Below are 24,411 nucleotides of genomic sequence, written 5' to 3'. Positions count from 1 at the left end.
CCTTTGCGACCCTATATGTCGCATTGCCGTAAACCCGGGCAAAACCGGTGTTTGCGCTATAAGAAGTTGTCGCTTGGCGGCAAGGCCGGGCTGAAAACTGTCCTTACAATCCCCTCATCGCTCGCCAGTTTCAGGCGAGTGTTCCTCATCAGGAGACTCCGATGTCCGTTGAGCACGCTGCGGTAGAACGCGCCGATTTTGACCAGGTAATGGTTCCCAACTATGCGCCTGCCGCTTTCATTCCTGTGCGTGGCGCCGGTTCCCGTGTCTGGGACCAGACTGGCCGCGAGCTGATCGACTTCGCCGGCGGGATTGCCGTTAACGTACTGGGCCATGCGCACCCGGCGCTGGTCGCTGCCTTGACCGAACAGGCGAACAAGCTGTGGCACGTGTCCAACGTGTTCACCAATGAGCCGGCCTTGCGCCTGGCCCATAAGCTGGTCGACGCTACGTTTGCCGATCGTGTGTTCTTCTGCAACTCCGGCGCCGAAGCCAACGAGGCCGCTTTCAAGCTGGCCCGTCGCGTGGCCCATGACCGTTTCGGTACCGAGAAGTACGAAATCGTTGCCGCGCTCAACAGCTTCCACGGCCGTACCCTGTTCACCGTGAACGTCGGTGGCCAGTCGAAGTATTCCGACGGCTTCGGTCCGAAGATCACCGGCATCACCCACGTGCCTTACAACGATCTGGCCGCGCTGAAAGCCGCTGTTTCCGACAAGACCTGCGCGGTGGTGCTGGAGCCGATCCAGGGCGAAGGCGGCGTACTGCCGGCCGAGCTGTCTTACCTGCAAGGCGCCCGTGAACTGTGCGATGCGCACAACGCGCTGCTGGTCTTCGACGAAGTCCAGACCGGTATGGGCCGCAGCGGTGAGCTGTTCGCCTACATGCATTACGGCGTGACCCCGGACATCCTGACCAGCGCCAAGAGCCTGGGCGGCGGTTTCCCGATCGCAGCGATGCTGACCACCGAAGACCTGGCCAAACACCTGGTCGTCGGCACCCATGGCACCACCTACGGCGGTAACCCGCTGGCATGCGCGGTCGCTGAAGCGGTGATCGACGTGATCAACACGCCCGAAGTGCTGAACGGTGTCAAAACCAAGCACGACAAGTTCAAGACCCGTCTTGAGCAGATCGGCGAGAAATACGGCCTCTTCACTCAGGTCCGTGGCCTGGGCCTGCTGCTCGGTTGCGTGCTGGCCGATGCCTGGAAAGGCAAGGCCAAGGACATCTTCAACGCCGCCGAGCGTGAAGGCCTGATGATTCTGCAAGCCGGCCCGGACGTGATTCGTTTCGCGCCAAGCCTGGTGGTTGAAGACGCCGATATCGATGCCGGTCTGGACCGCTTCGAACGCGCCGTGGCCAAGCTGACGCAAGCCTGATTCATACAGTGCTCCTCAGCGCCTATCGTAATAGATAGGCGTTGAGATTATTTCCTGTGCCGGGCCTGCCCGGCATTTTTTTCCCTGAGTTGGCGCAATTCGCCAACCTGATGTTAAGAAAGGAGTGACACCATGCTGGTGATGCGCCCCGCGCAAATGGCTGATCTGGGCGAGGTACAGCGTCTGGCTGCGGACAGCCCGATTGGTGTCACTTCCTTGCCGGATGACGTTGAACGCCTGAGCGACAAGATCGCCGCAAGCGAAGCTTCGTTCGCCGCCGAAGTGAGCTTCAACGGTGAAGAGAGCTATTTCTTCGTGCTCGAAGACACCGCCACTGGCAAGTTGGTCGGTTGTTCGGCCATCGTTGCCTCGGCCGGTTATTCCGAGCCGTTCTACAGCTTTCGAAACGAAACGTTCGTGCACGCCTCCCGCGAGCTGAAGATTCACAACAAGATCCACGTGCTCTCCCAGTGCCACGACCTGACCGGCAACAGCTTGCTGACCAGTTTCTACGTGCAGAGGGAGTTGGTGGGCACGCCTTGGGCGGAGCTCAACTCTCGTGGCCGTCTGTTGTTCGTGGCCAGCCATCCGGAGCGCTTTGCCGATTCCGTGGTGACCGAGATCGTCGGTTACAGCGACGAAAATGGCGACTCGCCGTTCTGGGATGCCATCGGTCGCAACTTCTTCGACCTCAACTACGCCGAAGCCGAGCGTCTGTGTGGTTTGAAGAGCCGCACGTTCCTCGCCGAGCTGATGCCGCATTACCCGATCTACGTGCCGTTGCTGCCGGACTCCGCTCAAGAGGCGATGGGCCAGGTGCACCCGCGGGCGCAAATCACCTTCGACATCCTGATGCGCGAAGGCTTCGAGACCGATCACTACATCGATATTTTCGATGGTGGCCCGACTCTGCATGCCCGCGTCTCGGGGATCCGTTCGATCGCCCAGAGCCGTGTGGTCCCGGTGAAAATCGGTGAGCCGGTCAAAGGCGCCGGTCGTCAGTATCTGGTGGCCAATGCCCAGTTGCAGGATTACCGCGCGGTGTTGCTCGAGCTCGATTACGCGCCGGGCAAACCGGTGACCCTGGATCTTGAAGCGGCCGAAGCCTTGGGCGTCGGTGAAGGTGCCAGCGTGCGCCTGGTGGCGGTTTGACGCCTGCTTCCTGGAGAAAAATGTCTGGAAAGCAGCGAAATTTCGCGGGTGGCGCAAGCGGCCCGTTTGAGGAGATAGCATGATCGTTCGTCCCGTACGCAGCAGCGATTTACCCGCTCTGATCGACCTGGCCCGCAGCACCGGCACCGGCCTGACCACTTTGCCGGCCAACGAAGAGCGTCTGGCCCATCGGGTTGGCTGGGCCGAGAAAACCTTCCGCGGCGAAGCCGGGCGGGGCGATGCGGACTACCTGTTCGTACTCGAAGACGACAATGGCCGCGTGGTGGGTATTTCCGCGATTGCCGGCGCCGTCGGCCTGCGTGAGCCTTGGTACAACTTCCGGGTGGGCCTGACGGTCAGTGCCTCGCAAGAGCTGAATATCTACCGCGAAATTCCGACGCTGTTCCTGGCCAACGACCTGACCGGCAACTCTGAACTGTGCTCGCTGTTCCTGCACGCCGATTACCGCAGTGGCCTCAACGGCCGCATGCTGGCCAAGGCGCGGCTGCTGTTCATCGCCGAGTTCCCGCAACTGTTCGGCAACAAGATCATCGCCGAGATGCGCGGCATGTCCGACGAAGCCGGGCGTTCGCCGTTCTGGGAAAGCCTGGGCCGGCATTTCTTCAAGATGGAATTCAGCCAGGCCGACTACCTCACTGGCGTGGGCAACAAGGCGTTCATAGCCGAACTGATGCCGAAATTCCCGCTGTACACCTGCTTCCTGTCGCCAGACGCGCGCAACGTGATTGGCCAGGTTCACCCGGACACCGAGCCGGCCCTGGCGATGCTCAAGAGTGAAGGTTTCAGTTACCAAGGCTACGTCGACATTTTCGACGCAGGCCCTGCGGTGGAGTGCGAAACCGCCAAGATCCGCGCAGTGCGCGACAGCCAGGCGCTGGTGCTGGCCATCGGCACCCCGGGTGATGACGCCACGCCGTTCCTGATCCATAACCGCAAGCGCGAAGACTGCCGGATCACTGCCGCGCCAGCACGCTTTGCCGCTGGCACGTTGGTGGTTGATCCGCTGACCGCCAAACGTCTTCAACTCAACGCTGGCGATCAAGTACGCGCCGTTCCGTTGTCTGCAGCTCGGGAGTCGAAATAATGAATTCGCTATACATCGCTGGTGAATGGCTGGCCGGCCAGGGTGAAAGCTTTCAATCGGTCAACCCGGTGACCCAGCAAGTGCTGTGGGCCGGCGAAGGCGCCACTGCTGCTCAGGTCGAGTCGGCCGTGCAAGCCGGGCGTCAGGCATTCCCGGGCTGGGCCCGTCGTACCCTGGAAGAGCGCATCAGTGTGCTGGAAGCCTTTGCCGCCGCGCTGAAGAATCACGCCGACGAACTGGCTCGCACCATCGGTGAAGAAACCGGCAAACCCTTGTGGGAAGCGGCGACTGAAGTCACCAGCATGGTCAACAAGATTGCCATCTCGGTACAGAGCTACCGCGAACGCACCGGCGAGAAGAGCAGCCCGTTGGGCGACGCCACCGCTGTATTGCGTCACAAGCCGCACGGTGTGGTGGCGGTGTTCGGTCCTTACAACTTCCCTGGTCACTTGCCGAACGGTCACATCGTGCCGGCGCTGCTGGCCGGTAACAGTGTGCTGTTCAAGCCTAGCGAACTGACGCCGAAAGTCGCCGAGCTGACGGTCAAGTGCTGGATCGAAGCCGGTCTGCCGGCCGGCGTGCTGAACCTGCTGCAAGGTGCTCGCGAAACCGGTATCGCCCTGGCGGCGAACCCGGGCATCGACGGTCTGTTCTTCACCGGTTCCAGCCGTACCGGCAATCATCTGCACAAGCAGTTTTCCGGTCGTCCAGACAAAATTCTCGCGCTGGAAATGGGCGGTAATAACCCGCTGGTGGTGGATCAGGTCGCTGATCTCGATGCGGCCGTTTACACCATCATTCAGTCGGCGTTCATTTCTGCCGGCCAGCGTTGCACTTGCGCCCGTCGCTTGCTGGTGCCGCAAGGCGCCTGGGGCGATACGCTGCTGGCGCGTCTGGTGGCGGTCAGCTCGACCCTTTCAGTCGGTGCGTTCGATCAGCAACCAGCACCGTTCATGGGCTCGGTGATTTCCCTCGGTGCTGCGAAAGCCCTGATGGAAGCGCAAGAGCATCTGCTGGCCAACGGCGCCGTGGCGCTGCTGGAAATGACTCAGCCCCAGGCTCAGGCTGCGTTGCTGACCCCGGGCATTCTGGACGTGACAGCGGTTGCCGATCGCCCAGACGAAGAGCTGTTCGGCCCGCTGCTGCAAGTGATCCGCTACGCTGATTTTGAAGCGGCGATCGCTGAAGCCAACGACACCGCTTATGGCCTGGCGGCTGGTTTGCTGTCGGATTCCGAAGCGCGTTATCAGCAGTTCTGGCTGGAAAGCCGCGCCGGTATCGTCAACTGGAACAAGCAGCTGACCGGTGCGGCGAGCAGCGCGCCATTCGGCGGCGTCGGCGCCTCGGGCAACCATCGCGCCAGCGCCTACTACGCGGCGGATTACTGCGCGTACCCGGTGGCCTCGCTGGAAACCCCGAGCCTGACCTTGCCAGCGGCCCTTACGCCCGGCGTACGCATGTCGTAAGACAGACCCTTGTAGCAGCCTATAACAACAGATTCTTGTGGAGCCTCGCTGATGAAATCCTTTGAAGTCAATTTTGACGGTCTAGTGGGGCCGACCCATAACTACGGTGGCCTGTCCTACGGCAACGTCGCCTCCCAGAGCAACAGCCAGCAATCCTCGAACCCGAAGGAAGCGGCGCTGCAAGGTCTGGCGAAAATGAAAGCGCTGATGGATATGGGCTTTCAGCAAGGCGTGCTCGCACCACAGGAACGCCCTGACGTAGCCGCCCTGCGTCGCTTGGGTTTCAGTGGCACCGACGCGCAAGTGATCGAGCAAGCCGCCAAAGACGCGATGCCGCTGCTGGTTGCCAGTTGCTCGGCGTCGAGCATGTGGGTGGCCAACGCCGCCACGGTCAGCCCGAGTGCCGACACCGCCGACGGTCGTGTGCATTTCACCGCCGCTAACCTGAACTGCAAATACCACCGCAGCATCGAGCACCCGACCACCAGTCGCGTGCTGGGCGCGATGTTCGCTGACCAGAAACACTTTGCTCACCACGCCGCGTTGCCGGCCGTGGCGCAGTTCGGTGACGAAGGCGCGGCCAACCACACCCGTTTCTGCCGTGACTACGGTGAAGCCGGCGTCGAGTTTTTCGTGTTCGGTCGTAGCGCGTTCGACACCCGTTATCCGTCCCCGCAGAAGTACCCGGCGCGCCAGACCCTCGAAGCCTCCCAGGCCGTCGCTCGCCTGCATGGCTTGAGCGATGACGGCGTGGTCTACGCCCAGCAGAACCCTTCGGTGATCGATCAGGGCGTGTTCCATAACGACGTGATCGCCGTGGGCAACGGCGAGGTGCTGTTCTATCACGAGGACGCCTTCCTCGACACCGACCAGATGCTCGCTGAGCTGCAAGGTAAACTGGCAAAAGTCGGTGGGAAATTTCAGTCGATCTGCGTACCGCGTTCCGCGGTCACCGTGGAAGACGCCGTTCGTTCCTACCTGTTCAATAGCCAACTGCTGTCGCGTCCTGACGGCTCCATGTTGTTGATCGTGCCGGAAGAATGCCATGGCAACGAACGCGTCTGGCAGTACCTGCAAGGCCTGACCAGCTCTGGCGGCCTGATCCGCGAAGTGAAAGTCTTCGATCTCAAGCAGAGCATGCAGAACGGCGGTGGCCCGGCTTGCCTGCGGTTGCGCGTCGCCCTCAACGAAACCGAACTGGCGGCCGTCAACCAAGGGGTTATCATGACGGCTCCGTTGTACGGCACATTGACCGAGTGGGTCGACAAGCACTACCGCGACCGCATGACCGAAAACGATCTGGCGGACCCGCAATTGTTGCTTGAGTGCCGGACGGCACTGGATGAACTGACGCAAATCCTTAAACTGGGCGCGGTTTATCCATTCCAGATCAATTGATAGTCGGCGCGCTTTGGCTTTTTATATGAATGGCAAGCGCGCCGCTTAATCTCCAGATGAGAGCGTAAATACATGAGCGATACCCTGCAGCTGATCCTTGAAGACACCGACGGCACGCAACTGGAAACTTCCTGCACCCGCGTCGCGGTCATGTGGCAAGGCAAAGAGCTGTGGATCCAGCAGGACGGCCGTGGCCAGCTGCTGATCGGCGTGGACGTCGAAGAGGGTGACGCTGAATACGCCAACCTGCTGCTGCGCCCATTGGCGACTAATCTGGTAAGTCTGCAACTGGAGATGGAACCGGCTGATCTCGGTGATGATGAGGACCACGTGCACGGCCCGGATTGCAATCACGACCACTAAGGAAACCGCTCTATGCTCGCCCTCGGCAAACTGCTTGAACTGACCCTCGCCGGCCGCGAACCGGCGGAGAAGACTCAACTGACTGTCGAAGGCGTACGGATGCGCTGGTTGAGCGAAGGTGCGCTGGAAGTCCGGCCACCTGAAGCTCGCGACAATGGCCTGGACCTGCTGCTGTCGGCCGGTATCCATGGCAACGAAACAGCGCCGATCGAGCTGCTCGATCGCCTGTTGCATGACATCGCCCGCGGTGACTTGAAGCCGCGCGCCCGTATTCTGTTCCTGTTCGGCAATCCCGAGGCCATCCGTCGCGGTGAGCGTTTCATCGAGCAGGACGTCAATCGGCTGTTCAACGGCCGTCACGAACAAAGCAGCGGTTCCGAGGCCTTGCGCGCTTGTGAGCTGGAGCGGCTGGCGGCGACGTTCTTCAGCCTGCCGGACCGTAACCGTCTGCACTACGACCTGCACACGGCAATCCGTGGCTCGAAAATCGAGCAATTCGCCCTCTACCCCTGGAAAGAAGGCCGTCAGCATTCGCGCCAGGAGCTGGCTCGCTTGCGCGCCGCCGGTATGGAAGCGGTGCTGTTGCAGAACAAACCCTCCATCGTCTTCAGCTCCTACACCTACGACAAGCTCGATGCCGAGTCCTTCACCCTGGAGCTGGGCAAGGCCCGGCCGTTCGGGCAGAACGAAGGGGTCAACGTCAGCCTGCTGGAAACCCGCCTGAAGCAGATCATCGAAGGCACCGAGCCGCCAATGACCGATGAAGGGCTGGAAGGGTTGCAGTTGTTCAGCGTGGCCCGGGAAGTGATCAAGCACAGCGATAACTTCCGTCTGAACCTGCCGGCGGACATCGAAAACTTTTCGGAATTGAAAGTGGGTTATGTGCTTGCCGAGGATATCGCCAATACCCGCTGGATCATCGAAGAGCAGGGCGCCCGGATCATCTTCCCGAACCCCAGGGTCAAGAACGGCCTGCGCGCTGGCATCCTGGTCGTACCGACCACCGACGAAAACCTGGTCTAGGCACAACACCCGTCAAATGTAGGAGCGGGCCTGTGTGGCGAGGGGGCTTGCCCCCGTTGGGTCGCGAAGCGGCCCCCGGTTTGGGTCCAGACAAACCAAGTTATCTGGATTTACGACTGCTTCGCAGCCGAACGGGGGCAAGCCCCCTCGCCACACAGGCCCGCCTCCCACAAGTTTTATCGGTGTTTAGACAGCTACCGCGCGAGGCTCGCTGCGGCGCAATGCGCGAGTCTTGTGCAGCGTATCTGCACACGTCTTCGCCGCTTCCTGACCTTTATGCACGAAATGCTCGAAGAAGAACTTCTGGTGTTCTTCACCGGCGTGGAAGTGGTGCGGGGTCAAAACCACCGAGAACACTGGCACTTCGGTTTCCAGCTGAACCTGCATCAGGCCGCTGATCACCGACTGGGCGACGAATTCGTGGCGATAGATGCCGCCATCGACCACCAGGCCCGCGGCGACGATGCCGGCATAACGACCGGACTTGGCCAGCAACTTGGCGTGCAGCGGAATTTCAAAGGCGCCACCGACTTCGAAGAAATCGATGTCCGACTCCTGATAACCCTGGGCAATCATTTCAGCGACGAAGCCTTTACGGCTCTGATCGACGATTTCCTTGTGCCAGCAGGCCTGGATGAACGCGACGCGCTCGCCCTGATGGTTTTTGCTTTTGCTATCGATTGCGGTGGGTTGCATGTTCTGACTCCTGTTTGTGTGAAAAACAGGGCGTTATGAATCGAATGGGATTTAAGGGTACGCAGGCACACGTGTCTGCGGACGGCGCTTTGGTACGGAACCTGGGCGGCGTCAATCCCGTTCTCTCTTCATCCGGACTATGACCGTCGGCCCCGGGATCACACCGGGTCTGCTGACCTTGCCGCCATCACAGCCATTGCCGTGCCTGTCGCCAAGCGCTCGCGGGCTATGCGCATTGCGCGCAATTACCGCCGGTGGGGAATTACACCCCGCCCTGAGAACGTTTTGCCGCCAGATTGTTTGGCGGCGAAGCGTTTTTAACACATATTTATGGGGCGTGCATGGCTGCTTTCTGATGATTGCTATCGGCTTTTCCGAAGGCATACAGCCTCTTTTCCTCGTTCAAGGCTTGATTAATTGTCGGCATGACCGCAGTAATTCCTTTCCGAAACGGATTTTTCCCCTGTTTACCGAGGCCAGATTCATGAGCGTTATCGATCTTCGCAGCGACACCGTCACCCAACCGACCGCAGGGATGCTCGACGCGATGGCCAATGCCGCCACCGGTGACGACGTTTATGGCGAAGATCCGACGGTCAATCGTCTGGAAGCCGAGCTGGCAACACGACTGGGTTTTGCCGCGGCGCTGTTTGTTCCAACGGGCACCATGAGCAACCTGCTGGGCTTGATGGCCCACTGCGAGCGCGGTGACGAATACATTGTCGGTCAGCAGGCCCACACCTATAAGTACGAAGGTGGTGGCGCGGCGGTGCTTGGTTCGATCCAACCGCAGCCGCTGGAAGTGCAAGCCGATGGTTCGCTGGACCTGGCGCAAGTCGCCGCCGCGATCAAACCGGACGACTTCCACTTCGCGCGCACCCGTTTGCTGGCACTGGAAAACACCATGCAGGGCAAGGTGCTGCCGCTGGAGTACCTGGCCCAGGCTCGCCGCTTCACTCGTGAGCATGGCCTGGCGCTGCATCTGGATGGCGCGCGGCTCTACAACGCGGCGGTCAAGCTGGGTGTCGATGCCCGGGATATCACTCAGCATTTCGATTCGGTGTCGGTCTGTCTCTCCAAAGGCCTGGGTGCGCCAGTCGGTTCGGTGCTGTGCGGCTCGGTCGAGTTGATCGCCAAGGCTCGGCGTTTGCGCAAGATGGTCGGTGGCGGCATGCGCCAGGCCGGGATTCTCGCGGCGGCGGGGCTGTATGCGCTGGATAATAATGTTCAGCGCCTGGCCGACGACCATGCCAACGCACAATGGCTGGCCGAAGGCCTGCGGGCGGCGGGGTATGAGGTCGAGCCGGTGCAGACCAACATGGTTTACGTGAAAATGGGCGACAAGGCCGAAGCGATCAAGGCCTTCGCCGCGACACGCTGGGTCAAGCTCAGCGCTGCCGCTCGTCTGCGAATGGTCACGCACATGGACGTCAACCGTGCGCAAATCGAGCAGGTCGTCGCTACATTCGTCGAGTTTTCCCGCATCTGATCGCGTTAGCGGTCCAATTGACCGTTTCTATCGTATAAACACGCTGTACCCCGCGCGCAGGGCCGATATAATGCGGCCCTTTGCCGTCGCTTCGTCTGTTGACGTTTCGCACAGGCCTTTGGCCGCAGCCTCCGTGGAAGAACCTAATGAAAAGCGCAGAAATCCGTGAAGCCTTCCTTCGCTTCTTCGAAGAGCAAGGCCACACCCGTGTAGCCTCCAGCTCTTTGATTCCGGGCAACGACCCAACCCTGCTGTTCACTAACGCGGGGATGAACCAGTTCAAGGACTGCTTCCTGGGCCAGGAAAAGCGCGCGTACACCCGCGCCGTCAGCAGCCAGAAATGCGTGCGTGCCGGCGGCAAGCACAACGACCTGGAAAACGTCGGTTATACCGCCCGTCACCACACCTTCTTCGAAATGCTGGGTAACTTCAGCTTCGGTGATTATTTCAAGCGTGACGCCATTACCTTTGCCTGGACGTTCCTGACCTCCGACAAATGGCTGAACCTGCCGAAAGAAAAGCTCTGGGTGACCGTCTACGCCAGCGATGACGAGGCCTACGACATCTGGACCAAAGAAGTCGGTGTACCGGCCGAGCGCATGGTTCGCATCGGCGACAACAAGGGCGCGCCGTACGCTTCCGACAACTTCTGGACCATGGGCGATACCGGCCCGTGCGGTCCTTGCACCGAGATCTTCTACGATCACGGCGCCGACATCTGGGGTGGCCCACCGGGCTCGCCGGAAGAAGACGGCGACCGTTACATCGAAATCTGGAACAACGTGTTCATGCAGTTCAACCGCACCGCCGATGGCGTGTTGCATCCGTTGCCCGCCCCGTCGGTGGACACCGGCATGGGTCTTGAGCGGATCAGTGCCGTGCTGCAGCACGTTCACTCGAACTATGAAATCGACCTGTTCCAGAGCCTGCTGAGCGCATCGGCCAAGGCCATCGGTTGCACCAACGACAATCAGGCTTCCCTGAAAGTCGTGGCTGACCACATCCGTTCCTGCGGCTTCCTGATTGCCGACGGCGTGCTGCCGTCCAACGAAGGTCGCGGTTATGTACTGCGCCGGATCATTCGTCGCGCTTGCCGTCACGGCAACAAACTGGGCGCCAAGGGCAGCTTCTTCTACCAGATCGTTGCGGCCCTGGTCGCCGAGATGGGCGAAGCATTCCCTGAGCTGAAATCCCAGCAGGCGCACATCGAGCGCGTGCTGAAGGCCGAAGAAGAGCAATTCGCCAAGACTCTGGAGCAGGGCCTGAAAATCCTCGAGCAGGATCTGGCCGAACTCAAAGGCGACGTGGTGCCGGGCGACGTGGTGTTCAAGCTTTACGACACCTACGGTTTCCCGATGGACCTGACCGGCGACATCGCCCGTGAGCGCAGCCTGACCATCGACGAAGCAGGCTTCGAGCGCGAGATGGAAGCCCAGCGCGTGCGTGCCCGCTCCGCCAGCTCCTTCGGCATGGACTACAACAGCCTGGTCAAGGTTGATGTGGCCACCGAGTTCACCGGTTACACCGCTCACAGTGGTTCCGCCAAAATCGTTGCTCTCTATAAAGAAGGGCAATCGGTTGACGTACTGAGCGAAGGCGAAGAGGGCGTGGTCGTTCTCGATCAGACGCCGTTCTATGCCGAATCCGGTGGTCAGATTGGTGATTGCGGCTTCCTCCAGGCTGGCGCTGCGCGTTTCGACGTGCGCGACACCACCAAGACCGGCGGTGCGTTCCTGCACCACGGTGTGCTGGATTCGGGCAGCCTGATCGTAGGTGCTCCGGTGGAGACTCATGTCGATGCCGAAGTGCGCCATGCGACGTCGCTGAACCACTCGGCGACTCACTTGTTGCACGCTGCATTGCGTCAGGTGCTGGGCGAGCACGTTCAGCAGAAAGGCTCGTTGGTCGACAGTCAGCGTCTACGCTTTGACTTCAGCCACTTCGAAGCGATCAAGCCTGAGCAGTTGAAGGCGCTGGAAGACATCGTCAACGCCGAGATTCGCAAGAACTCCGAAGTTGAAACCGAAGAAACCGACATCGAAACCGCCAAGCAGAAAGGCGCCATGGCGCTGTTCGGCGAGAAGTACGGCGACAGCGTTCGTGTGCTGAGCATGGGCGATTTCTCCGTCGAGCTGTGTGGCGGTATTCATGCCACCCGTACCGGCGACATCGGTCTGCTGAAAATCATCAGCGAAGGCGGTGTGGCTTCGGGTGTGCGTCGTATCGAGGCAGTCACCGGTGCCGCGGCACTGGCCTACTTGAATGCTGCAGAAGAACAACTCAAGGAAGCGGCCAACCTGGTCAAGGGCAGCCGCGATAACCTGATCGACAAGCTGTCGGCTGTGCTGGAGCGCAACCGTCTGCTGGAGAAGCAACTCGAGCAGTTGCAGGCCAAGGCGGCCAGCGCGGCGGGCGACGATCTGTCGGCTTCTGCCCTGGACGTCAAAGGCGTGAAAGTGCTGGCCGTGCGTCTGGACGGTCAGGACGGCAAGGCGCTGCTGGCGCTGGTCGATCAACTGAAAAACAAACTCGGCCGCGCAGTGATCCTGCTCGGCAGTGTCCATGAGGAAAAGGTCGTTCTGGTTGCAGGCGTGACCAAAGACCTGACTGGCCAACTCAAAGCCGGTGATTTGATGAAGCAGGCTGCTGCGGCAGTGGGCGGGAAGGGCGGTGGTCGTCCAGACATGGCGCAGGGCGGTGGTACTGACGCTGGCGCACTGGATGCCGCATTGGCCCTGACTGTTCCATTTGTAGAGCAGGGTTTATAAGGCAGTGTGCCTGGTCCGCGGTCTAGTAGCGGGCCAGAACGCTGTTTGAGTGATTTATTGGGCGCCCTTCATGGGCAGAGGCGGCTTTGAAATGGCTTTGATCGTACAGAAATTTGGAGGCACCTCAGTCGGCACTGTCGAGAGAATCGAGCAGGTCGCCGACAAGGTTAAGAAATTCCGCGATGCGGGCGATGACCTGGTGGTTGTGCTGTCTGCAATGAGCGGCGAAACCAACCGTCTGATCGATCTGGCCAAGCAAATCAGTGGCGACGGCCAACCGGTTCCGCGCGAACTGGATGTGATCGTTTCCACCGGTGAGCAGGTGACGATTGCACTGTTGGCCATGGCGCTGATCAAGCGTGGCGTGCCAGCGGTGTCGTACACCGGCAACCAGGTACGGATTCTGACGGATAGCGCGCACAATAAAGCGCGTATCTTGCAGATTGATGACCAGAAGATTCGCGGTGACCTGAAGGCCGGTCGTGTGGTGGTTGTCGCCGGTTTCCAGGGCGTCGACGAGCACGGCAATATCACCACGCTCGGTCGTGGCGGTTCCGACACCACTGGCGTGGCGCTGGCGGCAGCCCTGAAGGCTGACGAATGCCAGATCTACACCGACGTCGACGGCGTCTACACCACCGACCCGCGTGTGGTGTCTGTGGCTCAGCGTCTGGACAAGATCACCTTCGAAGAGATGCTGGAAATGGCCAGCCTCGGTTCCAAGGTGTTGCAGATCCGTGCGGTCGAGTTCGCCGGCAAGTACAACGTTCCGCTGCGCGTACTGCACAGCTTCAAGGAGGGTCCGGGCACCCTCATTACTATTGATGAAGAGGAAACCATGGAACAGCCGATCATTTCCGGCATCGCTTTCAACCGCGATGAAGCCAAGCTGACCATCCGTGGCGTGCCAGACACCCCGGGCGTGGCGTTCAAGATTCTCGGCCCGATCAGCGCCGCGAACATCGAAGTCGACATGATCGTGCAGAACGTTGCGCACGATAACACCACCGACTTCACCTTCACCGTGCACCGTAACGACTACCAGGCGGCGCAATCCGTGCTGGAAAACACCGCTCGCGAGATCGGTGCCCGTGAAGTCGTTGGCGACACCAAGATTGCCAAGGTCTCGATCGTTGGCGTCGGCATGCGTTCCCACGCAGGCGTGGCCAGCCGCATGTTCGAATCCCTGGCCAAAGAAAGCATCAACATCCAGATGATCTCGACTTCGGAAATCAAGGTGTCCGTGGTGATCGAAGAGAAGTACCTGGAACTGGCTGTGCGCGCCCTGCACACAGCTTTCGAACTGGACGCGCCGGCCCGACAGGGCGAGTAATGCGTTCCCCCCGAAGGGCGCGGTCTGACCGCGCCCTTCGTTTTTTTGAATGGTGCGTACCAAAACTGTTCTTTTGCTCGCGCTAGTCAATACTCAGGCATGTAGGGCCGCGACCTTTTCGGTTGTAGGTCGAATGCCTTTTTTTTGCAGACTGTTGTCCCTGAAATGAAATGCGTGAGGAGAAAGGTATGCTGATTCTGACTCGTCGGTGCGCAGAAAGCCTGATTATTGGTGATGGCGAAATCACCGTGACCGTGCTCGGCGTTAAAGGAAATCAAGTGCGTATTGGTGTCAACGCCCCGAAAGAGGTGGCTGTGCACCGTGAGGAAATTTACCTGCGTATCAAGAAAGAGAAGGACGAAGAACCAAGCCATTAATTTTTATCGTTTTTTATGTTTGCAAACGGGGATAAAGCTGGTTAATATACGCCCCGTGTTGCGGAGAGCTGGCCGAGTGGCCGAAGGCGCTCCCCTGCTAAGGGAGTACACCTCAAAAGGGTGTCGGGGGTTCGAATCCCCCGTTCTCCGCCATTATTTGTTTAGTACGTTGTAATCTGGCTTCTTCGGTAAGTTGTTGAAATTACTAGAAAAAGTGCTTTACAAAAAGATTTAACGGCCTATAATGCGCGGCAACAAATGCACTCGTAGCTCAGCTGGATAGAGTACTCGGCTACGAACCGAGCGGTCACAGGTTCGAATCCTGTCGAGTGCACCATTTAAGAGTTGTTTGCAGCAATGTGAGTAACTTGGCTTCAACCAGTTGTGATCTGGTATAAAAACACAAATGCACTCGTAGCTCAGCTGGATAGAGTACTCGGCTACGAACCGAGCGGTCACAGGTTCGAATCCTGTCGAGTGCACCAAACACCAAAAAGCCCGCGTTTAACGCGGGCTTTTTGCCGTCTGCGATTTGGCTTTTCCTTTGGTACAACCTTTCTCATCGAACTCGATGTGAGCACTGCGCCCTCGCTTGTTGTCGTAGCGGTAGCTCATGGCTGAATTGCGAGTGCTGATTTTGTCTGGCTTGCCGAGAGCGCTTTCGACGTCCTGCTGGCTCATGCCGGCAACCACTCTTTGATTGATGATCGCGATGCGGCGTTCCTTCGCGCCGAGCTGATTTCCACATTTGTCCTCGGACTGACCAACGACCGTCGGCTCTCTCCTTGGGTTTTTCATACTTGATGTTTCGCGAACCTCGGCTTCTGGCATCAGGGCTGTCGTGCTGCCAGGCAAAAACGTGCGTACTTCCTGAAGCGAAAGGCTTTCTCCGGTCGTACAGCTCAAGGTCGTGAAGGTGATGCGTCCGTCGGGGGCTTCACACCGGTGGATGGTCGTAGCAAACGCCCAGGGCGGCAGGCAGAGCAGGGCGGCAAGCAAAAAATAATTAGCATTCCGTGGCATTCGACGTCCTCCTTGACGGTCCATATCAAGGGTAGCCGTTACATTTTTCGACTGCGGTGTGTTTTCTTTTCAGGATGAGTCGTCGCAGTTCCATGGATCAGGACGGCGCTCAGGTTTGTCTCGCAAGCGCTTGTTTCAGCCGCGATTTTTTCACGTTTAAAACCGTCAGGCGGTGTTATCATTGCGCCTGTCAGCCCCGCCGGGGCTTGTGGAATACCTCCATGGACTTACCCAGTAGTTACTCAGTACCCCGTTTTTACAATCATGAATTGACTGATTGATCCTTCCGGCGTGCCCCGCTGCTGGGAGTGGAGTTCGCCTATGTCTGAAGTTGAAGTAAAGAAAACGCAGGAAAGCTTGCAGGACCGCCTTGCTCAAGTCGTTGAGCTGCTGCAGCGCCAGCGGGTGGTCGAAGACCTGACTCATCGCCAGGAAGGTCCGCATCACGACCGGGTCGAGAACCTGGTTCACCGGCAAAACCTCGTCGAGTTGCAACGCAAGCTCGATGATCTGCACTCCGCTGACGTTGCCTACATCCTTGAAGCCTTGCCACTGGACGATCGTCTGACCGTCTGGCAGTTGGTCAAGGCCGACCGCGACGGCGACATTCTGCTCGAAGTATCCGATTCGGTTCGTGAAACCCTGATCGCCGACATGGACGATCACGAGCTCCTGGCGGCGGCCAAGGACATGGATGCCGACGAACTTGCTGACCTGGCCTCCGAGCTGCCGCGAGACGTCGTCCACGAGCTGATGGAAACCCTCGATGCTCAACAGCGTGAGCGCGTCCGCTCCGCGTTGTCCTATGACGAGGAGCAGGTCGGTGCGCTGATGGACTTCGAGATGGTGACCATCCGTGAGGATGTCAGTCTTGAAGTGGTGTTGCGTTACCTGCGTCGTCTCAAAGAGTTGCCAAGCCATACCGATAAACTGTTCGTGGTCGATTACGACGGCGTGCTCAAGGGCGTGTTGCCGATCAAGCGCCTTTTGGTCAACGACCCGGATAAACAGGTCTCGGAAGTGATGGCCAGCGATCCGGTGAGTTTTCATCCGGACGAAGACGCCTACGAGGCCGCTCAGGCGTTCGAGCGTTACGACTTGATCTCGGCCCCGGTGGTGGACAAGAACGGCAAGCTGATCGGTCGTCTGACCATCGATGAAATGGTCGACCTGATTCGTGAAGAGAGCGAAAACGAAGTTCTCAACATGGCGGGTCTGCGCGAAGAAGAAGATATTTTTGCGTCAGTCTGGAAGTCCCTGCGCAACCGTTGGGCCTGGCTGGCGATAAACCTGATCACCGCGTTCGTTGCATCACGGGTTATCGGCCTGTTCGAGGGCTCTATCGAGAAGCTGGTAGCGCTCGCGGCATTGATGCCGATCGTGGCGGGTATCGGCGGTAACTCGGGTAACCAGACGATCACCATGATCGTTCGGGCCATGGCGCTGGACCAGGTCAGTACCGGCAATACGTCGAGGTTGATGCGCAAGGAGTTGGCGGTCGCCTTGATCAATGGCGTGGTCTGGGGTGGAGTGATTGGTGTGGTGTCCTACCTGCTTTATGGCAGTTGGTCCCTGGGCGTGGTGATGACCGCCGCCATGACGCTTAACCTGTTGCTTGCGGCATTGATGGGCGTGTTGATTCCGATGACCCTGGCGCGGCTTGGGCGCGACCCGGCAATGGGCGCGAGTGTGATGATCACTGCCATGACCGACAGTGGTGGCTTTTTCATCTTTCTCGGGCTGGCGACGATTTTTCTGCTCTGACGTTCTACCTCAAAAGAACCCGCCCAATCGGCGGGTTTTTTTTTGAGGGGCTGAATTTCAGGCAAAAAAAAGCCAGCAATTACGCTGGCTTGAGCTTTCAGGATGAATCAGGAAACGTCTGCAGCCATTTCGGCATCATGGGCGATCAGCGAAACCAGAGCGTTTTGCTGGCGGTGGGAGAGTTGGCGGAAGCGTTGCAGCAGTTCGCGTTCGTGTAATGACAGCTCGGGGCTGTCCAGGCGCATGCTCAATTCTTCGCCCAACGCGCCTTCCTGAATAAGACTCTGCTCAAGACGCGCGATGATTTCGGAATTCATGCTGCGATGATGATTGCGAGCCACCTCGGCAATGCGTTCACGCATTCCGTCTGGCAGACGTACGACGAACTTGTCAGCCGTACGGCTGGAATAAATTGCCTGTTTCAATGGGCGCATATATTTAACCGGTTAGTTCAGGGGAGCGGTTCTCGGGATAGGCCGCAGGATGTCAGATAGGACAAGCACTCCGACCAAATGTTCAACCTGAATTGATAGAGGCGCGCATCATGCCTCAAATTAGCCAGATCATTGGCGTCAATTCTGTGACAAATATTGATCTGGGTAAAGGCTTAATGCCAGCACCTATTATCAGAAATGCGGACTGGTTTGAAAACATCCCATGAGTCCGTATCGCTGACCGCGTCCTCTTGCCCGACAGGTGATGCCCGAAGACGCCTGAAGGTGCATGCTATGCGGATTCGATCCTTGTTCCTTACCTTAACAGGATAGTGGCAAATGGCCGATTTACTAGGGCAGACGGACGGTATGGGATGATTTCAGGATGGATGGCAGGCTGATTTATTTAATGGGGCCTTCGGGATCCGGCAAGGACAGCCTCATCGAAGCCGCTCGCGGGCCGTTGCGGGTGCGCAATTGTGAAGTCGTGCGGCGGGTTATTACGCGCTCGGCTGAGTCCGTCGGCGAAGACGCCATTGAGGTGTCCCGCGAAGAGTTCGAGCGACGCAGAAACAATGGGGATTTCGCGCTTTCGTGGCAGGCCAATGGGCTCGATTACGGTATTCCTGTGCGTATAGACCAGTGGCTCAAGGAAGGACGCGATGTGCTGATCAATGCTTCGCGCGGCCACCTGACAGAAGCGCAACAGCGCTATCCCACGCTGTTGCCGGTGCTGTTGACGGTCAAGGATGACGTTCTGCGAGAGCGCCTGCTACGGCGGGGGCGTGAAAGCCCGGCAGAAATTGAAGCGAGACTGTGCCGCAATGCGCTGTTCACGGCTGACGACACAATCGGTGATACGCAAATCCGTCGACTCGATAACTCCGGCGACCTTGCGGTCACCGTTGCCAGTCTTCTGGAGTTGCTGAGCGTCAGCGCAGAACCGGATCGAACTTGATCTTGCGCCCGGCGATCAGCGCCAGCACGAACAGCGCACTGAACACGCCGCAGGCAATCAGGGGCAGGGTGACGATCGTGTCCTGGACTAATGACAGATGAAGGATGCCACTCAGTAGAGCGAGGATGAGAAACCCTGCGGCTGATTTGGACATGCTGTGCTTCCTGATGAGGTGGTTCAAAATACCAAGCGTTCAAAAGACTGCGTGCGGGGTTGAAGACTTTCCTGGCTCAGCTCTTGGCTGACAAAACTGCGTTGATCGCTCGTGACTGCCCATTGAGGCGCTTTTTGCAGCTGCAGGTCATGGGGCGTGCGTTGGGCAACCATCGCAGCGTCGTTTGCGGGGAAGAACTGAAAACCCAACAGAACCGCCAGGGCGACTGCATTCGCGACTAAAAGAGCGCTGTTCATGGGGCTGATCTCCTTCGTTCTTTGAGAACAGTCGAAGCAGCCCGCATGCCAAAAGTTTAACGGCTATTAAATCCTTTAAAAACAAAGAATTACGCTATTTTAACAAAATGCCGGCATTGCATTTTGCAATGATGGCATTTTGCGGTGATGCAATTTGCACGGTAAACAAAGCCACGCTACCGTGGGGCGTCTGCCTACACTTAAAAAGCCCTACGGACGACATGACAAAAGCGGGCCTGCCCGTTAACATGCACGCCGTCCATCGCCGCGCATTCCTTGCGCGCAACTTGTGTCTCAGTAGCTCAATTGGATAGAGCATCCCCCTCCTAAGGGGAAGGTTGGCAGTTCGAACCTGCCCTGGGACACCATATAATTCAAAGCTTACAGCCTGATTCTTGTTTGCCGAGAGAAAGCTGTGACAGCAGGGTGACAGCAACGAGCTTCGTAATCTGGCGATTGGGAGCTGTCCTCTGGCGTTTTACTCCTCTCAGTCATCGAGCCTTTGAGCCGTTCGCGCTCAGCGATAGGCGCGTATTCGGTTTCCACTCTTATCAATTCAATCTTTTTTGCACGATGCTTTGCCGTCGCGTTGCCACGTATCTATCTGGGGCACCCGTCCAATTGAACTCGCTGCTCCCCATGCCCCATTTGGGCTACTAAGCCCGCGACTTGCCTGAGTCACAGCGGGGAAGGGAGGAGCCCGCCAGCAAAGTGGCATAAGGACTGGCGCTGTAACACCTATCGGATGCGTAACATGCTGCCTATAGGGGCAAAAAAACACGTGTTACATCAATAAAAGCTATATATATCAATGGTATGCGTGGCTCTGTAACGCGTGTAACACCCGTAACGTCACTTTGGGCCTGTCGTGAGGAGGCAGCTTCGTTGCTAGACGGAGACGGTGGCTAGACGGTGGATGTGATTTCTTTGTGGAAGGTGCTGAGCTGCCCTTTTTGATGAGTCGTGCCGTGTTTAACGACAAACTCATGCATGGCGGTGGAGAGAGGGTGCTCAATTGTGAAATCACCATATTGCTCAAGAAACGAGCTCCATCTGCTTTCGAGAACTCCCTTCCTACGATACTGGGGTGCTATCCAAATCCAGCCTAGACACCACCGACCTTCCTTTTCGGGAAAAAAGGCGCATGCGCCAGCAATCACTCCCTGGTGTTCGGTGTCATTGACCGCAAAGAGGTGTCCATGACAACCCCCGCTTGCAGCCCGATTTGCGCCGCCATCCCATTGCAGAAAGTCATAGCGGAAATCTCGTCGGAATTGAATGGCTCTTCTGCGTACCTCCTCGTGCATCCATAGTGGAGCAGTTGAATCGACCTTCTCCGGACACGAGTGAGCAGTTAAGCGCTTTGCGAAGCGAAGACTTGGGGCGGGGTCAATCAAATGCCTGACACGGGTGTGCTCTTGACGGTGAGCCCTTGCGGAACTGGGGCTATTGGTAAGGTATGCAGCACCGCAATAGTTGCAGGTCTTGTCGATCTGCTTTACTGCCCGGTATTGCGGGCCGCGTACCTCCAGCTGAAGCGGCTCCCCGTTTGTACGCGTCATGACAAATCGGTAGCCATTAGTATCTTTGAAGGTCTCTTCGGTCCGACTGCCGTATCGATCTTCATGATCAGACCGAAGGATGTAAATTTGGCGTTGCCGTTTTTTTTCGTAGTAGAAGATTTCCATCTCTGTGTCTGTAAGCAGGTCTCTGCCGGTGAAGCCTTTCAGGAACCGCTTCACCAATACATGAGGCCGGACGCGCAGCCCTAAACCTTGCAGATGAATCAGCAACCCCACTGCATCGCTGGCAGTGAAGCCCGCAGAGCCGAGTGCCTCGTCATCAGGCCTACTGGGTTTCCAATAGATGGTTTGGCTGGGGATGTCGAAATAGGAAGCTAGGTCCTGAATCAGCCGATTTAGGCGAGAGAGACCTCGATGTTCTGTTCGCTCGATTAGCTCCTCCAGGGAGGCGGAGCGAATAGCTCGAGCCTTCAGTAATCCCTCTTCTTCCGGAAATAAGTATCGTGGGTCTGGCGGAGCGAGACGTTGTTCCTTGACCAGCTCGAAAAGTGTTTCAAGCGTTTTGCAGCTAAGTCTTTTACGCATCTACATCCACTCAAACGGTATGCATAGCATGGAGACCCATTATCGATTATCTCAGTCGAAAAAACTGCTGGGGACCCTGAGGACTTTCGCGCTATACGGGGTCGGAAACCCGCGACATCGTGTTAGCGACAGGCTACGCAGCTTACTGAAATTTCAATCGTTGAAATTGAAAGGATTTTGAAGAAAAAGGAGCATCGTTACCGTGTCGGTAATGATGCCCCTTTGTGTTGCTGATAACGCACGCTTGGCGTTGGTCAACCGAGTCAACTCCGTCAACCTGTCAACTAACTTAAAAAATCCAGCCGCTAACACGAACGCGCGGGTTCTTTGCCCCGTGTCTATCTGAAATGCCCAGGGTCCCCAGCGACATTCCGATTCATAGTGCAAATGCACTGGTGAACTGCAGTTCACCTGGTTCACCTGTTCACTAAGCTGGGCATTTTTCCGCTAACACGATCACGCGGGTTTCCGACCCCGTGTTTGTCTTAATGCGTCAGGGGCCCCGGCTCCTGATGGAATCGCCTCGCTGGTGGAGCGCATTGCTAACGGGGAGCGGGGACAGATACCTGTCAAATACCGTGTTACGTGAGTTACGGGTGTTACAAATTTATTTAACCCGTTGAATTTAAAGGCTAAAAATTTAGTAACACCTGCTTGGAGTCTCACCTGTGTTTGGTGTAACACTGCGGAAAGGTGTTACGCATGTAGTTAATAGCCAGGAACCAAGGAAACCCAGCACTTAGCCCCGCATGACCTTGTTCCAGTCGATCTCATGACCGGCGGCTTCCAGTTCACGGCCCAAGGCTTGCTTCCAGCCGTTACCGTCCATGGACTCCCACACCACACCGGCGAAATCACTGGGGATCTCCAGAGTGCCGCGTTTCAGCGCACACACCTTGTCACGACCCAGGCGGCCCAGGAAATAGCCCAACTCCAACAAGACGTTCTGCCGGGCTCGCGGCTCTGGCGTACCACCTTTGGCGTTGCCCTCATCATCCGGGGTCAGCAGCACCACGGCAAAATCCACGTCCCCATGCGCTTCGACTTTCTCCATGACCGTGCGGCCTTGGTTGGCTTGCTCATGCAAGATGATAGGGTCGAAGCCCAGCTGCATTAGGAAACGAGCGACAGTTTCCCGTGCACCTTCATCATGGCCGTGCACTACGAACACTTTACGCAGCAATGCTCGCTGAACATTATCAACGGCAACTGGAGTGTTCAACGTAGCCGCATGCTCATGGTCGGCCAGATCCTCCCTTAAAGTACGCTGCGCCTGTTTCAGGAGCGCAATGGCATTGGCGATGTTTCTTCTTGTAGGTGTTAAGTAATCTACATCCCCATACAAAGACATGCTGAAGTACTGCAGATCGGCTGCCGATTGGAACCGGTTGAAAACCGATGTGTGTTCACCAAAACAACGTCCTAACGTGTCTTTTATTGCTACCTCTAATGAGGTGATTTCGGGAGAACGCCCCTCCACGAGCGTTTGGACATCAAACCCATCAAGCTCATCGACACGCTCCTGCAATCGATCAATGGCTCGTTCGATGCCGTGCGGACTCAATTGTGGTTTTGGGATAGCAGTTACTGGGGTGTTAACTCGGGCCATCGCAGCAAATCCTTTCTTGTTCTATATGTGATAAAGACATTATCACCTATAGGCAAGGATAGCGGTGGTTGTCTGGGCTAAGCTGTGTTAGCGCCGGGGGCCACCGAGCCTGAGTGCCGGGAAAAGGGAGGGAGCATGGAAAGGCTGCACTGCGAGACACTTGAAGAGCTCAGGGTGACTATCGAACGATTTGGACCCGGCGTTCTTTACAGGGGGCAAGCCCAGCACTACCCCAATTCTAATGGTCTCCCTTCATTGTCAACCTCATTTCAGCGTCAGGGGTGCGTGCCCGATCTGATGATTAAGTGGACCTATTACGCAAAGAGGGCCCTGCAGCATCTAGTACTCGGCTGGAAGGAGACCGGCGATATAGCCACCAATCAAGCGATCCTACAGCACTATGGGTTTCGCTCGTTTTTCCTAGATGCTTCCGGTGATCCGCGCGTTGCCGCTTGGTTTGCAAGCAATAAGTTTGAGTCAAAGATCGCAGTTAACTTGGTTGAAGACTGTTTCGAGGACCCGGTCTGGCTGCGCACACTCAATGCGTGGTTTGTACCAACCGAGGACATAGGTCACCTCTACCTAATATGCCAAAAGTCGCTTCGACAGTCCGGAATTCAGGCGGTTCACCTATCAGAAATCGCCACAGACCAGGGAGCGCCGCGATACGTACGACAAGACGCGTACATGGTTGGCCCTTTGATTCAGAGTGGTCTAAGTGGTGATTGCATCCTTTGTCATATCACCGCGTCGGCAGAGGTTCTGCGCAACTTCGCGGGGGAGTATAGCGCTGGCTGGCTATTCCCTGAGCCTTCGGACGATCCTGTGTATCGCGAGCTGCTGGCGATGCCATGGGAAAAGATGCGACACGTCCCAGATGACGGCCTCGAGGCCTTCCGGCGATCACTGGAGCTTCCAGAGTACTCCTGGCATCTTCAAAAGCACATGCCGCCTCGGAGCGCGATGTACCGACCGTTCTGGACCAGAGATCTTCCGCCTCCGCCAGCTTGCCAGACCGCGCCCCCCACACAAATGGCCCAGCTTCTATGCGGTAGCTCCTTGTATCACGGAGCTAGTGCGCCTCGCTTCATCCTTCCGGAGATCAACAAGCTGCTTGAGGAGTATGACGAGATCTCTATCGAGCTGGATGGTCTTGTTTACCATGGGATGGACACACGATATGGGAAGGGCGTGGGAATCGTGAAGATGCCTGAAGACATTGTCTGTGTTTTTGAGTATGGCGTTGATCATCCGGGACTGCGCATCATGGGCGTCGGTCGCTTCTATGGATTGCATTACCGGATCGACAGCAATGGTGGTTGGGAGCGTGTTACGCATGAGGGCGACTGCAGGTGCGGGTCGGATCACGCAGAGAATTTCAGCTTACTTGGCCGGATTGATCTTTCGTTGAAGGACCGGTGGTTGAAATGTGTCGAACCCGGCCTATACGTTCAGAACGGTGTTGATCTTACCTCTGATCCACGTGCTACTTGGGGCGAGCCCTACTAGCGTATTCGAGCGGACATAAATTTAAATTATCACGGAGTAAATT

The 24,411-nt window shown here is 57.6% G+C and carries 21 protein-coding genes, 4 tRNA genes and 1 riboswitch; of the genes, 18 read left to right on the top strand and 7 right to left on the bottom strand.

Annotated features, from left to right (window positions below; translation table 11 throughout):
- Positions 1-161 precede the first annotated feature (161 nt).
- From AC1DQM_RS21900 to astE, 7 genes are all read left to right on the top strand, one after another.
- On the top strand, positions 162-1,382 hold the full coding sequence (locus tag AC1DQM_RS21900; RefSeq protein ID WP_064616456.1) for an aspartate aminotransferase family protein: 1,221 nt from the start codon (positions 162-164) through the stop codon (positions 1,380-1,382).
- Positions 1,383-1,514: 132 nt separating this feature from the next.
- A complete protein-coding gene (gene aruF, locus AC1DQM_RS21895) occupies positions 1,515-2,534 on the top strand; it encodes an arginine/ornithine succinyltransferase subunit alpha (RefSeq protein WP_007934901.1) in 1,020 nt (339 codons plus the stop codon).
- A gap of 79 nt (positions 2,535-2,613) precedes the next feature.
- Positions 2,614-3,639: an arginine N-succinyltransferase gene (gene astA / locus AC1DQM_RS21890; RefSeq protein WP_018926391.1), complete on the top strand. Its 1,026-nt coding sequence runs from the start codon at positions 2,614-2,616 to the stop codon at positions 3,637-3,639.
- Positions 3,636-5,105 (top strand): succinylglutamate-semialdehyde dehydrogenase, encoded by a 1,470-nt coding sequence (gene astD / locus AC1DQM_RS21885; protein WP_477746936.1) that lies wholly within the window; start codon positions 3,636-3,638, stop codon positions 5,103-5,105. The genes astA and astD overlap by 4 nt, the downstream gene beginning before the upstream one ends.
- Before the next feature lie 51 nt (positions 5,106-5,156).
- The gene (astB, locus tag AC1DQM_RS21880) at positions 5,157-6,503 is read left to right on the top strand and encodes an N-succinylarginine dihydrolase (protein ID WP_018926389.1); all 1,347 of its coding nucleotides are present in this window, start codon (positions 5,157-5,159) and stop codon (positions 6,501-6,503) included.
- Between the two features lie 72 nt (positions 6,504-6,575).
- A complete protein-coding gene (locus AC1DQM_RS21875) occupies positions 6,576-6,866 on the top strand; it encodes a hypothetical protein (protein WP_018926388.1) in 291 nt (96 codons plus the stop codon).
- A 12-nt stretch (positions 6,867-6,878) separates the two neighbouring features.
- Complete coding sequence (gene astE, locus AC1DQM_RS21870) at positions 6,879-7,889, top strand: succinylglutamate desuccinylase (protein ID WP_477746853.1); 1,011 nt, start codon at positions 6,879-6,881, stop codon at positions 7,887-7,889.
- Positions 7,890-8,075: 186 nt separating this feature from the next.
- On the opposite strand, the gene AC1DQM_RS21865 is transcribed toward astE, so the two are convergent.
- Positions 8,076-8,585 (bottom strand): 6,7-dimethyl-8-ribityllumazine synthase, encoded by a 510-nt coding sequence (locus AC1DQM_RS21865; RefSeq protein WP_019582888.1) that lies wholly within the window; start codon positions 8,583-8,585, stop codon positions 8,076-8,078.
- Between the two features lie 115 nt (positions 8,586-8,700).
- Positions 8,701-8,871: riboswitch (FMN riboswitch) on the bottom strand.
- 198 nt (positions 8,872-9,069) lie between these two features.
- Between AC1DQM_RS21865 and ltaE the strand changes: the two genes are divergently transcribed.
- The 7 genes from ltaE (at position 9,070) to AC1DQM_RS21830 (ending at position 15,037) form a co-directional block, all read left to right on the top strand.
- Complete coding sequence (gene ltaE / locus AC1DQM_RS21860) at positions 9,070-10,074, top strand: low-specificity L-threonine aldolase (RefSeq protein WP_477746852.1); 1,005 nt, start codon at positions 9,070-9,072, stop codon at positions 10,072-10,074.
- Positions 10,075-10,220: 146 nt separating this feature from the next.
- Positions 10,221-12,842: an alanine--tRNA ligase gene (gene alaS, locus AC1DQM_RS21855; RefSeq protein WP_018926383.1), complete on the top strand. Its 2,622-nt coding sequence runs from the start codon at positions 10,221-10,223 to the stop codon at positions 12,840-12,842.
- Positions 12,843-12,933: 91 nt separating this feature from the next.
- Positions 12,934-14,175 (top strand): aspartate kinase, encoded by a 1,242-nt coding sequence (locus tag AC1DQM_RS21850; RefSeq protein ID WP_007934911.1) that lies wholly within the window; start codon positions 12,934-12,936, stop codon positions 14,173-14,175.
- Positions 14,176-14,363: 188 nt separating this feature from the next.
- Entirely contained in the window at positions 14,364-14,552 is a 189-nt protein-coding gene (gene csrA / locus AC1DQM_RS21845) for a carbon storage regulator CsrA (protein WP_002554426.1), read from the top strand.
- 62 nt (positions 14,553-14,614) lie between these two features.
- Positions 14,615-14,705 (top strand) — tRNA-Ser (locus AC1DQM_RS21840).
- Between the two features lie 107 nt (positions 14,706-14,812).
- Positions 14,813-14,889, top strand: a tRNA-Arg gene (locus AC1DQM_RS21835).
- Positions 14,890-14,960: 71 nt separating this feature from the next.
- A tRNA-Arg gene (locus AC1DQM_RS21830) sits at positions 14,961-15,037 on the top strand.
- A gap of 19 nt (positions 15,038-15,056) precedes the next feature.
- On the opposite strand, the gene AC1DQM_RS21825 is transcribed toward AC1DQM_RS21830, so the two are convergent.
- The gene (locus AC1DQM_RS21825) at positions 15,057-15,575 is read right to left on the bottom strand and encodes a cell envelope protein SmpA (RefSeq protein ID WP_138866955.1); all 519 of its coding nucleotides are present in this window, start codon (positions 15,573-15,575) and stop codon (positions 15,057-15,059) included.
- 321 nt (positions 15,576-15,896) lie between these two features.
- On the opposite strand from AC1DQM_RS21825, the gene mgtE reads away from it, so the two are divergent.
- Entirely contained in the window at positions 15,897-17,339 is a 1,443-nt protein-coding gene (mgtE, locus tag AC1DQM_RS21820; protein WP_018926381.1) for a magnesium transporter, read from the top strand.
- Between the two features lie 107 nt (positions 17,340-17,446).
- Here the strand turns inward: mgtE and AC1DQM_RS21815 are convergent, their stop codons facing one another.
- Positions 17,447-17,773: an Arc family DNA-binding protein gene (locus tag AC1DQM_RS21815; RefSeq protein WP_018926380.1), complete on the bottom strand. Its 327-nt coding sequence runs from the start codon at positions 17,771-17,773 to the stop codon at positions 17,447-17,449.
- A 385-nt stretch (positions 17,774-18,158) separates the two neighbouring features.
- On the opposite strand from AC1DQM_RS21815, the gene phnN reads away from it, so the two are divergent.
- Positions 18,159-18,731: a phosphonate metabolism protein/1,5-bisphosphokinase (PRPP-forming) PhnN gene (gene phnN / locus AC1DQM_RS21810; protein WP_026286446.1), complete on the top strand. Its 573-nt coding sequence runs from the start codon at positions 18,159-18,161 to the stop codon at positions 18,729-18,731.
- Here the strand turns inward: phnN and AC1DQM_RS21805 are convergent.
- Positions 18,706-18,885, bottom strand: coding sequence for a PA3371 family protein (locus AC1DQM_RS21805; RefSeq protein ID WP_018926378.1), 180 nt, complete (start codon positions 18,883-18,885; stop codon positions 18,706-18,708). The two genes, phnN and AC1DQM_RS21805, sit on opposite strands and share 26 nt — an antisense overlap.
- A 23-nt stretch (positions 18,886-18,908) precedes the next feature.
- The gene (locus AC1DQM_RS21800) at positions 18,909-19,142 is read right to left on the bottom strand and encodes a hypothetical protein (RefSeq protein WP_018926377.1); all 234 of its coding nucleotides are present in this window, start codon (positions 19,140-19,142) and stop codon (positions 18,909-18,911) included.
- A gap of 291 nt (positions 19,143-19,433) precedes the next feature.
- Here AC1DQM_RS21800 and AC1DQM_RS21795 point away from each other — a divergent pair.
- Positions 19,434-19,510 (top strand) — tRNA-Arg (locus tag AC1DQM_RS21795).
- A 537-nt stretch (positions 19,511-20,047) separates the two neighbouring features.
- Here the strand turns inward: AC1DQM_RS21795 and AC1DQM_RS21790 are convergent.
- Both AC1DQM_RS21790 and AC1DQM_RS21785 read right to left on the bottom strand, forming a co-directional pair.
- A complete protein-coding gene (locus AC1DQM_RS21790; protein ID WP_477746851.1) occupies positions 20,048-21,250 on the bottom strand; it encodes a GNAT family N-acetyltransferase in 1,203 nt (400 codons plus the stop codon).
- A gap of 739 nt (positions 21,251-21,989) precedes the next feature.
- Complete coding sequence (locus AC1DQM_RS21785; protein ID WP_477746850.1) at positions 21,990-22,859, bottom strand: TIR domain-containing protein; 870 nt, start codon at positions 22,857-22,859, stop codon at positions 21,990-21,992.
- 135 nt (positions 22,860-22,994) lie between these two features.
- Here AC1DQM_RS21785 and AC1DQM_RS21780 point away from each other — a divergent pair, with 135 nt between their 5' ends.
- A complete protein-coding gene (locus AC1DQM_RS21780) occupies positions 22,995-24,368 on the top strand; it encodes an FRG domain-containing protein (RefSeq protein WP_477746849.1) in 1,374 nt (457 codons plus the stop codon).
- Positions 24,369-24,411: the final 43 nt, after the last annotated feature.

This window comes from Pseudomonas sp. 01L34, from assembly GCF_056400265.1.
Note: the sequence above shows the minus strand (reverse complement) of the source record. Positions and strands in the feature narration are given on the sequence as shown.

Coding starts and splice junctions, on each gene's coding strand:
- AC1DQM_RS21900 (WP_064616456.1), top strand. CDS start 162: ATGTCCGTTGAGCACGCTGCGGTAGAACGCGCCGATTTTGACCAGGTA.
- aruF (WP_007934901.1), top strand. CDS start 1,515: ATGCTGGTGATGCGCCCCGCGCAAATGGCTGATCTGGGCGAGGTACAG.
- astA (WP_018926391.1), top strand. CDS start 2,614: ATGATCGTTCGTCCCGTACGCAGCAGCGATTTACCCGCTCTGATCGAC.
- astB (WP_018926389.1), top strand. CDS start 5,157: ATGAAATCCTTTGAAGTCAATTTTGACGGTCTAGTGGGGCCGACCCAT.
- AC1DQM_RS21875 (WP_018926388.1), top strand. CDS start 6,576: ATGAGCGATACCCTGCAGCTGATCCTTGAAGACACCGACGGCACGCAA.
- astE (WP_477746853.1), top strand. CDS start 6,879: ATGCTCGCCCTCGGCAAACTGCTTGAACTGACCCTCGCCGGCCGCGAA.
- AC1DQM_RS21865 (WP_019582888.1), bottom strand. CDS start 8,585: ATGCAACCCACCGCAATCGATAGCAAAAGCAAAAACCATCAGGGCGAG.
- ltaE (WP_477746852.1), top strand. CDS start 9,070: ATGAGCGTTATCGATCTTCGCAGCGACACCGTCACCCAACCGACCGCA.
- alaS (WP_018926383.1), top strand. CDS start 10,221: ATGAAAAGCGCAGAAATCCGTGAAGCCTTCCTTCGCTTCTTCGAAGAG.
- AC1DQM_RS21850 (WP_007934911.1), top strand. CDS start 12,934: ATGGCTTTGATCGTACAGAAATTTGGAGGCACCTCAGTCGGCACTGTC.
- csrA (WP_002554426.1), top strand. CDS start 14,364: ATGCTGATTCTGACTCGTCGGTGCGCAGAAAGCCTGATTATTGGTGAT.
- AC1DQM_RS21825 (WP_138866955.1), bottom strand. CDS start 15,575: ATGCCACGGAATGCTAATTATTTTTTGCTTGCCGCCCTGCTCTGCCTG.
- mgtE (WP_018926381.1), top strand. CDS start 15,897: ATGTCTGAAGTTGAAGTAAAGAAAACGCAGGAAAGCTTGCAGGACCGC.
- AC1DQM_RS21815 (WP_018926380.1), bottom strand. CDS start 17,773: ATGCGCCCATTGAAACAGGCAATTTATTCCAGCCGTACGGCTGACAAG.
- phnN (WP_026286446.1), top strand. CDS start 18,159: ATGGATGGCAGGCTGATTTATTTAATGGGGCCTTCGGGATCCGGCAAG.
- AC1DQM_RS21805 (WP_018926378.1), bottom strand. CDS start 18,885: ATGTCCAAATCAGCCGCAGGGTTTCTCATCCTCGCTCTACTGAGTGGC.
- AC1DQM_RS21800 (WP_018926377.1), bottom strand. CDS start 19,142: ATGAACAGCGCTCTTTTAGTCGCGAATGCAGTCGCCCTGGCGGTTCTG.
- AC1DQM_RS21790 (WP_477746851.1), bottom strand. CDS start 21,250: ATGCGTAAAAGACTTAGCTGCAAAACGCTTGAAACACTTTTCGAGCTG.
- AC1DQM_RS21785 (WP_477746850.1), bottom strand. CDS start 22,859: ATGGCCCGAGTTAACACCCCAGTAACTGCTATCCCAAAACCACAATTG.
- AC1DQM_RS21780 (WP_477746849.1), top strand. CDS start 22,995: ATGGAAAGGCTGCACTGCGAGACACTTGAAGAGCTCAGGGTGACTATC.